This window comes from Nonomuraea antri, from assembly GCF_013283785.1.
Classification (GTDB): domain Bacteria; phylum Actinomycetota; class Actinomycetes; order Streptosporangiales; family Streptosporangiaceae; genus Nonomuraea; species Nonomuraea antri.
Map to the genome: position 1 here is coordinate 38,344 of NZ_JABCPZ010000059.1, position 9,924 is coordinate 48,267.

9 protein-coding genes are annotated in these 9,924 nt (G+C 70.9%); 7 read left to right on the top strand and 2 right to left on the bottom strand.

The window, feature by feature from the left end; genetic code table 11:
• Positions 1–69: 69 nt before the first annotated feature.
• A complete protein-coding gene (locus HII36_RS20835) occupies positions 70–606 on the bottom strand; it encodes a flagellar basal body-associated FliL family protein (protein WP_173524903.1) in 537 nt (178 codons plus the stop codon).
• A 630-nt stretch (positions 607–1,236) separates the two neighbouring features.
• On the opposite strand from HII36_RS20835, the gene HII36_RS57965 reads away from it, so the two are divergent.
• Complete coding sequence (locus tag HII36_RS57965; RefSeq protein ID WP_268959569.1) at positions 1,237–1,365, top strand: hypothetical protein; 129 nt, start codon at positions 1,237–1,239, stop codon at positions 1,363–1,365.
• Positions 1,366–1,417: 52 nt separating this feature from the next.
• Here the strand turns inward: HII36_RS57965 and miaB are convergent, their stop codons facing one another.
• Positions 1,418–2,914, bottom strand: coding sequence for a tRNA (N6-isopentenyl adenosine(37)-C2)-methylthiotransferase MiaB (gene miaB, locus HII36_RS20840; RefSeq protein ID WP_173524904.1), 1,497 nt, complete (start codon positions 2,912–2,914; stop codon positions 1,418–1,420).
• Between the two features lie 162 nt (positions 2,915–3,076).
• Between miaB and HII36_RS20845 the strand changes: the two genes are divergently transcribed.
• From HII36_RS20845 to HII36_RS20870, 6 genes are all read left to right on the top strand, one after another.
• On the top strand, positions 3,077–3,832 hold the full coding sequence (locus HII36_RS20845) for an amino acid ABC transporter ATP-binding protein (protein WP_328807803.1): 756 nt from the start codon (positions 3,077–3,079) through the stop codon (positions 3,830–3,832).
• Positions 3,833–3,864: 32 nt separating this feature from the next.
• Positions 3,865–4,725 (top strand): glutamate ABC transporter substrate-binding protein, encoded by an 861-nt coding sequence (locus HII36_RS20850; RefSeq protein ID WP_173524905.1) that lies wholly within the window; start codon positions 3,865–3,867, stop codon positions 4,723–4,725.
• A gap of 57 nt (positions 4,726–4,782) precedes the next feature.
• Positions 4,783–5,454 carry an amino acid ABC transporter permease gene (locus HII36_RS20855; protein ID WP_173524906.1) on the top strand — a complete coding sequence of 224 codons (672 nt, stop codon included), beginning with the start codon at positions 4,783–4,785 and terminating at the stop codon, positions 5,452–5,454.
• Positions 5,451–6,350 (top strand): amino acid ABC transporter permease, encoded by a 900-nt coding sequence (locus HII36_RS20860; protein WP_173524907.1) that lies wholly within the window; start codon positions 5,451–5,453, stop codon positions 6,348–6,350. Before HII36_RS20855 ends, HII36_RS20860 begins: the two co-directional genes overlap by 4 nt.
• Before the next feature lie 201 nt (positions 6,351–6,551).
• On the top strand, positions 6,552–8,411 hold the full coding sequence (locus HII36_RS20865) for a S9 family peptidase (RefSeq protein WP_236003693.1): 1,860 nt from the start codon (positions 6,552–6,554) through the stop codon (positions 8,409–8,411).
• A gap of 94 nt (positions 8,412–8,505) precedes the next feature.
• Positions 8,506–9,924: serine/threonine-protein kinase (locus tag HII36_RS20870; protein WP_173524909.1), on the top strand; the 1,419-nt coding region annotated here is incomplete at its 3' end.

Consider the following 9,924-nt stretch of genomic DNA (forward strand, 5'->3'; position numbering starts at 1 on the left):
AGCCGGCCGGCATACTCCCAGGCCCAATGGCGGTGATTTACGGCAAGCCACTTCGCGCCCGCGAGGTGGTCAGCAGCCGCTCTTGGCGCACTGGCCGGAGAGCTCGCCGGCCGGGCCGTCCGCCGGGTTCTCCGCGGGGGGCTCGGCGGGGGTCGTGGGCGTGCCGGGCTTGTTCCCGGTACTGCCGTTCTTGCCGGTACTGCCGGTGTTCCCCGTGTTGCCGGTCTGGGACGTGCCGCGCGAGTTCGTGTCCGCGGGCGTGTCGCCGTCGGTCACCGCGTCGCCCATGCTGCTGTCGTCCTCGGCGCCGGTGGACAGGTCGTCGCCGGGGGCGTCCGTGGTGGCGTCGCCCATCGTGGCCTCGTCGTCCTGAAGCTCCTGCGCCTCGCCGGGGCTCTGCGTCGGCGCGGGACGGCCGGCTCCCGGCTGCTGCGCGGACTCTCCGGAACCCCCGGCGAGCGAGAATCCGACACCGCCGACGGCGAGAATCGCGACGAGCGCGGAAACGGCGATGATGACGATCTTTTTCTGGTTCTTCGGGGCTCGGCGGGAATGTCCCGGCCCGGACAGGATCTCCTGGCGATCCGGCTCGATCGGATCTTGCATGGCGTTACAGCTCCCTGCGGTCGTATCGGGAAAGCTCTCCGGCTTCCGCGGGCGATGGACCACACTAGCCGCAACAGTCGAATGCTCGCGCAACAATCACGGAGGAATCACGACTTGTCCCCCTTGAGAGCAATCCTCCCAGCTAAGGCCGTCCGGCTCGCCCCGGCGGCGGGGGCCGTGGTGGTGGCGTCCACGGCCGGAGCCGGTATTTTCCTGGCAATCCCCAGCACGGACGACACGCCTTCACAAGCGCACCAAAAGCCCTATCAGATAACCGCGCTTTCCCCACCGGGAACGCTCCAACCGCCGATCACCTTCAGCCCGGCGGTCACCATCACTCCGGCGACGCCTTCGCGCGTTCAGTCGCCTTCGCCGTATTCGCCGGGTGGCCCGGGCGGAAACGCGGCCTGGCCGCTGCCCGTCCCCTCCCCCGGTGGCGGGCTCGACCTGGTGGATCCCGGCGCTCCTGTCACGGGGCTCGAGGTCGTCCGTCCCAGTGCTCCGGCTCCCGTCCCCGCGCCTCCTCCGACGTCCTGGCGCAAGGAACGCGCGAGCGAGCCCCCGCCCGTCTCAGCCCCGGTTCCCTCGCGGCAGCCGGACGTCCCGCGGCCCAGAACGCCCGAACCGGACGTGCGCAGGAACGCGCCCCCGCCCGAGCCGCCGCCGGCCGCGCGCCGGGTGGGCCCCGACCCCTGCGCCACCTTCCACGACTTCCGCCGGGAACCCTGCTACAGGCTGCTCGACGACCTCACCCGATGAGCTCACGCGAACGGCCCCGCCGGAGAATCCGGCGGGGCCGTCCGTCGATGGCTCAGTGCGCGGCGCAGCCGCCGGTGGCGGGCGCGGGCTGCGCGGCCGAGCGGCCGATGGACGGCATGCCCAGCAGCACCCCCTTGGCCTGCTCGGGACGCTCCTGACGAGCCTGCCAGGCATCGCCGGCACGGGTGCGGCGCACCGACGTGACCGGCCCGTCGGCCACCAGGTGGTGCGGAGCCGCGTACGTGACCTCCACGGTCACCATGTCACCGGGCCGCGGCGTCTCCTCGCCCACGGCGAAGTGCACCAGCCGGTTGTCGGGCGCGCGGCCGGACAGGCGGCGGGTGGCCTCGTCCTTACGGCCTTCGCCCTCGGCGACCAGCACCTCCAGGGTCTTGCCGACCTGCTTCTTGTTCTCCGCCCAGGAGATCTCCTCCTGCAGCGCGACCAGCCGCTCGTAGCGCTCCTGCACCACTTCCTTGGGGATCTGGTCGTCCATGGTGGCGGCCGGGGTGCCGGGGCGGATGGAGTACTGGAAGGTGAAGGCGTTGGCGAAGCGGCTCTCGCGCACGACGTCGAGCGTCTGCTGGAAGTCCTCCTCGGTCTCGCCCGGGAAGCCGACGATGATGTCGGTGGAGATCGCCGCGTCGGGCATCGCGGCCCGCACCCGCTCGATGATGCCCAGGTAGCGCTCGGCCCGGTACGAGCGGCGCATCGCCTTGAGAATCCGCGACGAGCCGGACTGCAGCGGCATGTGCAGCTGGTGCATCACGTTCGGCGTCTCGGCCATGGCGGCGATCACGTCGTCGGTGAACGCGGCCGGGTGCGGCGAGGTGAACCGCACCCGCTCCAGCCCCTCGACGGAGCCGCACGAGCGCAGCAGCTTGCCGAACGCCAGCCGGTCGCCGAACTCGACGCCGTAGGTGTTGACGTTCTGGCCGAGCAGCGTGATCTCCAGGACGCCCTGGTCGACCAGCGTGCGCACCTCGGCCAGGATGTCGCCGGGCCGGCGGTCCTTCTCCTTGCCGCGCAGCGAGGGGACGATGCAGAAGGTGCAGGTGTTGTTGCAGCCGACCGAGATCGACACCCAGGCCGCGTAGGCGGACTCGCGCTTGGTCGGCAGGGTCGAGGGGAAGACCTCCAGCGACTCCTTCAGCTCGACCTGCGCCTCGCCCGCGATGCGCGCGCGCTCCAGCAGCACCGGCAGAGATCCGATGTTGTGGGTGCCGAACACCACGTCGACCCACGGCGCGCGGCGGACGATCTCGCCCTGGTCCTTCTGCGCCAGGCAGCCGCCCACGGCGATCTGCATGCGCGGGTTGCTCACCTTGGCCGGGCGCAGGTGGCCGAGGTTGCCGTAGAGGCGGTTGTCGGCGTTCTCGCGGACGGCACACGTGTTGAACACCACCACGTCGGCGGTCCGGCCGTCGGCGGCCGGCACGTAGCCGGCATCCTCCAGCAGGCCTGACAGCCGCTCGGAGTCGTGCACGTTCATCTGGCACCCGTATGTGCGCACTTCGTACGTGCGGGCGCTCTCCTGGGTCACAGTCATGGCAGGTTCAAGGGTAGTCGTTCCACGGGATGGCGGTGGTCGGGTGTCAATGCGTCCTGAGCCTCTGCCGAAGGTAAAAGACCAGCTTGGTGGCGCGATGTGATCGGATCGGTACCGCTCGGTTAGTGACCAGCGTCTTGAGACCCTTTACCGTCTGTATCCATGACGGAAAACGGGGACGACGCTCCGCTGGTGAGGCTGGAGAACGTCAACAAGCACTTCGGGGCGCTGCACGTCCTGAAGGACATCAACTTGACCGTCTCCCGTGGCGAGGTCCTGGTCGTGATCGGCCCCTCGGGTGGCGGGAAGTCCACCCTGTGCCGGGCCATCAACCGGCTCGAGACCATCGACGGCGGTCAGATCGTCTTCGACGGCGAGCCGTTGCCCGACGAGGGCAAGGCGCTGGCGAGGCTGCGCTCCGACGTCGGCATGGTCTTCCAGTCCTTCAACCTGTTCGCGCACAAGACGATCCGGGAGAACGTCACGCTCGGGCCGATCAGGGTGCGCAGGAAAGCACGTGAAGCCGCTGACAAGCGGGCCATGGAGCTGCTCGAACGGGTCGGCATCGCCGCGCAGGCGGACAAGTACCCGGCGCAGCTGTCGGGCGGCCAGCAGCAGCGCGTGGCCATCGCCAGGGCGCTGGCCATGGATCCGAAGATGATCCTCTTCGACGAGCCGACCTCCGCGCTCGACCCGGAGATGGTGCAAGAGGTGCTGGACGTCATGATCGGTCTCGCCAGAGACGGGATGACGATGATGGTCGTCACACACGAAATGGGGTTCGCCAGGAGGGCCGCCAACCGCGTCGTCTTCATGGCGGATGGTCAGATCGTCGAGGAGAACACCCCCGACGAGTTCTTCACCAACGCCCAGACCGACCGGGCGAAGGACTTCCTGTCCAAGATCCTCACGCATTGAAGCCAGCCCGTAGGAAGATTGAGGTAACCGCAATGCAGATGCGTCGAACGGGGGCGGTGCTCGCCACTGGCGCCATGGCGCTTGGCCTGGCCGCGTGTGGCAGTGGGGGCTCGTACTCCACCGTCGTCGACAAGATCAAGGGTGCCAAGGAGATCACCGTCGGCACCAAGTGGGACCAGCCGAGCCTGGGCCTGAAGAAGCCGGGCGCGGCCGACCCCGAGGGGTTCGACGTCGACGTGGCCAAGGCGGTCATCGCGAAGATGGCCGGCGGGGAGAACATCAAGATCACCTGGAAGGAGTCGCCCTCGTCCAACCGCGAGGCGCTGCTCCAGAACGGCACGGTCGACATCATCTTCGCGACCTACTCCATCACCGAGGCCCGCAAGCCCAAGGTCACCTTCGGCGGCCCGTACGTCGTCGTCCACCAGGACACGATGGTGCGCGCGTCCGACTCGGCGATCGCGAAGGCGACCGACCTGAAGGACAAGCGGATCTGCCAGGCGCAGGGCTCCAACTCCTACAAGCGCATCACCGACCCGCCGCCGGACGGCAAGCTGGGCCTGCCCGCCAAGCTGGTCGGCGCGAGCAACTACTCCGAGTGCGTGCAGAAGCTCGGCGGCAACAACCTCGACGCCGTCACCACCGACAACCTGATCCTGGCCGGCTTCGCCGCGCAGGAGCCGGGCAAGTACAAGCTGCTCAACGACCCGTTCACCGATGAGAAGTACGGCATCGGGCTGAAGAAGGGCGACAAGACCACCTGCGAGGCCGTCAACAAGGCGGTCGCGGAGCTGTGGGCCGACGGCACCATGACCAAGCTGCTCCAGCAGTGGTTCGGCAAGACCGACCTCCAGCTGCCCACCTCCGCCCCACCGGCCGAGGGTTGCGCCTGATCCTCAAACGCGCGGCGGCCGGTGATCCGGCCGCCGCCGTCTCATTGGTGGAGCACTATGGACGAACTCATTGAATACGCGCCATTTCTGGCCGAAGGTTTTGTCAACAATCTGAAGCTCTCGGTGGTCATCGCGATCTTCTCGCTGGTCCTCGGCACGGTCCTGGCGGCGATGCGGGTCTCGCCGACGCCGGTGCTGCGGGCCGCGGGCAGCGCGTACGTGAACATCCTGCGCAACACCCCGCTCACGCTCGTCCTGGCCTTCTGCTACCTGGGCCTGAGCGACACGCTCGGCCTGGTGTTCTCGCACGAGGTGCCGCTGACGAACTCGTTCTGGCTGGCCGTGCTCGGCATGTCGGCCTACACCGCGGCGTTCGTCTGCGAGGTGCTGCGCTCCGGCATCAACACGGTGCCGATGGGCCAGGCCGAGGCGGCCCGGGCGATCGGGCTCACGTTCATCCAGTCACTCACCCTGGTGATCTTCCCGCAGGCGTTCCGCTCGGTGATCGCGCCGCTGGCCAGCGTGCTGATCGCGATGATCAAGAACACCACGGTGGTGGCGGCGGCCGGCTACACGATCGACGTGGCGGCGCGGATGCGGGAGACGTTCGACACGACCGGTGTCTCGATCCCCATCTTCCTCGGCATCGTGCTCGCGTTCCTGGTGGTCATCCTGCCGATCGGCTACTTCTCCGGGCGGCTGGCCCAGAAACTGGCGGTGGCCCGATGAGCCAGGCCTCGGTTCTCTTCGACGCGCCAGGACGTCGCGGCCGGCTGCGCAACCACCTGCTCACCGGCGTGTCCACGCTGGCGCTGCTGGCCATCGCGGGCTGGGTGCTTCTCAAGCTCCAGGAGAAGGGGCAGCTCAACCCCGACCTGTGGGCGCCGTTCTTCGCCGCCGACACCTGGAACGACTTCATCATCCCCGGCCTGATCGGCACGCTCACGGCCGCCGTGCTCGGCGCGGTCTTCGCGCTGCTGTTCGGCGCCGTGTTCGGCATCGCCAGGCTGTCCGACCACCGGTGGATCAGAATCCCGGCCGGGGTGATCGTGGAGCTGTTCCGCGCCATCCCGCTGCTGCTGCTGATCTTCTTCATCTGGTTCCTGGCGCCGACCGTCCTGCAGCCCGGCGACTACGCGCTGTTCGCCATCGTGCTCGGCCTGACGCTCTACAACGGCTCGGTGCTGGCCGAGGTGTTCAGGGCGGGTATCCAGGCGGTGCCGCGCGGGCAGTCCGAGGCGGCGTACGCGATCGGCCTGCGCAAGGGCGGCGTGATGCGGCTGATCCTGCTGCCGCAGGCGCTGACCGCGATGATGCCGGCGGTGGTGAGCCAGCTCGTGGTCCTGCTCAAGGACACCGCGCTCGGCTACTTCATCGTCTACGTCGACCTGCTGAACATGGGCTTCAAGACGCTGCCCTCGTCCCTGCCCGGCACGAAGCTGATCTCGGCGGTCGTCATCGGCGTGATCTACATCCTGCTGGCCATGGCGCTGAGCTGGGTGGCGCACTGGCTGGAGAAGCGCAGCCGGCGCAGCCGCAAGACGGCGGCCGGCCCGATCGAGCCGCCCGGCGGCGCGCCCGGGCTGACCGCGCAGCCGGGCGCGGGCATGCCCGCCGTCGACTGACGTGCGTCCCCGGGGGCCGCTGCGCTCCCGGGGATGACCCTCGCGCTCCCGGGGTGACCCTTGTGCTTCGGGGGTGGCCCTGGTGCTCCCGGGGGCGCGCTCGTCCCGGGATCCGCGGTGTCATCCCTGACCATCGCGCACGCTCGGCGATCTTCCGGCAAGATTCCTCCTATGCCATATCGGCCGTCCCCCCTGTCGACCATGACCGTGGCCCGCGCCGGGCTGCGCCTCGGCTGGCCCACCGCCCGCGACGGCCGGGTGTGGTGGACCGAGGACCGTCCCGACGAGGGCGGGCGCACCACGATCATGCGGCTCGCCGCCGACGGCGTCCGCCGCGAGCTGCTGCCCGCGCCGTGGAACGCGCGCACCCGGGTGCACGAGTACGGCGGCCGGCCGTACGCGATCACCCCCGACGGCGACGTGATCTTCGCCAACCACGCCGACCAGCGGCTCTACCGGCTCGGCACCGGCGACCCCACCCCCATCACGCCCGAGGGCGACGGCTCGCGGTACGCGGACCTGCTCGTCCACGACGGCCAGGTGTGGTGCGTACGCGAGCGGCACGCGGAAGACGGCAAGATCACCCGGGCGGTCGTGGCGATCCCGCTCGACGGCGGCCAGGCCCGCGAATGGGCCACCGGCTGCGACTTCTACGCCTCTCCCGCGCTCTCCCCCGACGGCCGGCACCTGGCCTACGTCTGCTGGAACCACCCCCGCATGCCGTGGAACGGCACCGAGCTGCGGGTCACCCGCCTGTCCGACGGCGCCTACTGGACGGTCGCCGGCGGCCCGTCTGAGTCCGTGCTCGCCCCGCAGTGGAAGGACGACAGCCGCCTCTACCTGGTCTCCGACCGGTCCGGCTGGTGGAACCTGGACGAGATCGGCCTCGACGGCACCGCCCGCAGGCCGCTGCACCCGGCCGAGGAGGAGTTCGCGGCCCCGCCGTGGCAGCTCGGCGGGGCGCCGTACCTGGTGCTGGGCGACGGGCGGCTCGCGGTCCTGCACGGGCGCGGCGACCTGCGCCTGGGCCTGCTCGACCCGGATACGGGCGCGCTGCGCGACCTCGACGTGCCCTGGTCCGGCTGGCAGGCGGCGCTGGCCGCCGACGGCGGTTCACCGGCCGCCGACGGCGGTTCGCTGAGCCCCGACGGCGGTTCACTGGGCGCCGACGGCGGGTCGCTGGTCGGCGTCGGGTATGCGCCCACCGTCCCGACCTCGGTGGTCCGCGTCTCGGTGGAGACCGGGCAGACCGAGACGCTCAGCGCCGGGCTCGACGAGTTGCCCGACACCGTTCCCCTGCCGCTGCCGCGCGCCATACGCAGCCACGGTGACGTGCACGGCTACCTCTACCCGCCGGCCGCGGGCCAGGAGCCCGACGACGACCGCCCGCCACCGTACGTGATCTTCGTGCACGGCGGGCCGACCTCACACGCGCGCACCGAGCTCGACCTGGAGAAGGTGTTCCTGACCTCGCGCGGCATCGGCGTGCTCGACCTCAACTACGGCGGCTCCACCGGCTACGGCCGCGCCTACCGCGACAGGCTCAAGGGCGAGTGGGGCGTGGTGGACGTGGCCGACGCGGTCGCCGCCGCGCGCTGGCTGGCCGAGGACGGCCTGGCCGACCCGGCACGCATCGCGATCCGCGGCGGCAGCGCGGGCGGCTGGACCGTGATGGCCGCCTGCTGCCGGTCCGACGTGTTCGCGGGCGGCGTGTCGTACTTCGGGGTGAGCGCGCTCGGCCCGCTGGTGGCCCACACGCACGACTTCGAGTCGCGGTACGTGGAATGGCTGGTCGGTCCGGAGGATCCGCAGGTGTACGCGAGCCGGGAGCCGCTGGCGCTGGTCGACGGCGTGTCCTGCCCGATGCTGCTCCTGCAGGGGCTCGACGACCCGGTGGTGCCGCCCGCGCAGTCGGCCGCCTTCGCCGACGCGCTGGCCGAGCGCGGCGTGCCGTGCACGTACCTGGCCTTCGACGGCGAGTCGCACGGCTTCCGCCGCACCGAGACCCGGGCCGCGGCGCTGGCCGCCGAGCTGGCGTTCTATCAGCAGCTCTTCGGCTGACGTCCCCGGTTTCCCCACCGCCTCGGCAACCCCGTAAGTCGTCGTCCGCATTACCAGACTCACGGGGGTCGCTGTCGCTATCATGATCCGCAATATGGACAATTCGCTCGGTAGCGCCTACCAGCTCATGGAAATCCTCGGCGAGGGTGGCATGGGCACGGTCTGGCGCGCCCTCGATCGCCGCACCGGCGAACAGGTGGCCGCCAAGCTCCTGCAGCCCCGGTTGAGCCGTGACGCCGACGTGGTGGCGAAGTTCGTCCGCGAACGTACCGTCCTGGTGCGGCTGCGGCACGCGGGCATCGTGTCGATCCGCGACTTCGTCCTGGAGGGCGAGCGGATCGCCATCGTCATGGACCTGGTGTCGGGCGGCGACCTCGGGGCCCTGGTACGCAGGCACGGCACGCTCCCGCCCGCCATGGCCGCGCGCATGACCGCGTCCCTGGCCGAGGCGCTCGACTACGCGCACGCGCAGGACGTCGTCCACTGCGACGTGAAGCCGGCCAACGTGCTGGTCGACGAGGCCACCGGGGCGCTGAAGCTGACCGACTTCGGGGTCTCACGCATCCTGCACGGCGCCACCGGGCACACCACCGGGACCGTCGCGGGCACGCCGGTCTACATCGCGCCCGAGATCCTCAGCGGCTCCCGTCCCACCCCGGCCGTGGACGTGTACGCCCTCGGCATGGTGCTGTACGAACTGCTGGCCGGACGGGCGCCGTTCGCCGGCGGGCACGGGCTGAGCGCGCTGCACTCGGCGTTCCACATGGTGCCGCGCCGGCTCGACGGGATGCCTGACGCGCTGTGGACGGTGATCACCGCGTGCACGGCCAAGGAGCCTTCGGCGCGTCCGCCGCTCTCCCACGTGATCGCCATGCTGCGGGCCGCGGCGCCTGAGGTGGCGTCGGCGGGACGGATCGCGCCGGTGTCGCGCGAACACCCACTGTCCGCAACAGCCGCGCCCCTCGCGGCCGGGACGGGGACGCCACTCCCGGGCGGGACAGGGGCGCCACTCGCGGCCGGGACGGGGACGCCGGGGATGCCGGGTGCGGCGGATCCGGGGGGCGCTGGAGCCGGTCCTGGCGGTGTGCCGGGAACCGGTCATGGCGGTGTGCCCGGCGGGCACGGTCACTTTGGCGGTGGTTCCACCTCACCGACGGGCCCCAGCCTCATGGGTGCCGATCCCGCCCAGACCGGCCCGGGACTGGCGGGCGGCGCGCACGGCCACACCACCGGCCCGACCTCGCCCTCGGGCGTCTTCCCCCAGCCACCGGGCGGCCCGCTGGGCAACGGCCCCGCACCCGCCGGGGACATCAGCGGGCCGTTGGGCAGCGTCTCCGCGCCCGCCGGGAACGTCGGCGCGTACCCCGGGCACACCGGCGACGTCCCCCTGAGCACGACGCTCGGCCCCTCGTCGTCGCCCGGTGAGCGCAAGCCGTCGAAGGCCAGGCAGACGTGGGTGGCGGCAGGCGCCAGCGTCGCCGCCGCGGCCGTGATCGCCGGGGTGTTCCTGCTG

Excerpts from the sequence above, each read along its gene's own strand:
- HII36_RS20835 (WP_173524903.1), bottom strand. The coding sequence starts at position 606 with ATGCAAGATCCGATCGAGCCGGATCGCCAGGAGATCCTGTCCGGGCCG.
- miaB (WP_173524904.1), bottom strand. The coding sequence starts at position 2,914 with ATGACTGTGACCCAGGAGAGCGCCCGCACGTACGAAGTGCGCACATAC.
- HII36_RS20845 (WP_328807803.1), top strand. The coding sequence starts at position 3,077 with ATGACGGAAAACGGGGACGACGCTCCGCTGGTGAGGCTGGAGAACGTC.
- HII36_RS20850 (WP_173524905.1), top strand. The coding sequence starts at position 3,865 with ATGCAGATGCGTCGAACGGGGGCGGTGCTCGCCACTGGCGCCATGGCG.
- HII36_RS20855 (WP_173524906.1), top strand. The coding sequence starts at position 4,783 with ATGGACGAACTCATTGAATACGCGCCATTTCTGGCCGAAGGTTTTGTC.
- HII36_RS20860 (WP_173524907.1), top strand. The coding sequence starts at position 5,451 with ATGAGCCAGGCCTCGGTTCTCTTCGACGCGCCAGGACGTCGCGGCCGG.
- HII36_RS20865 (WP_236003693.1), top strand. The coding sequence starts at position 6,552 with ATGACCGTGGCCCGCGCCGGGCTGCGCCTCGGCTGGCCCACCGCCCGC.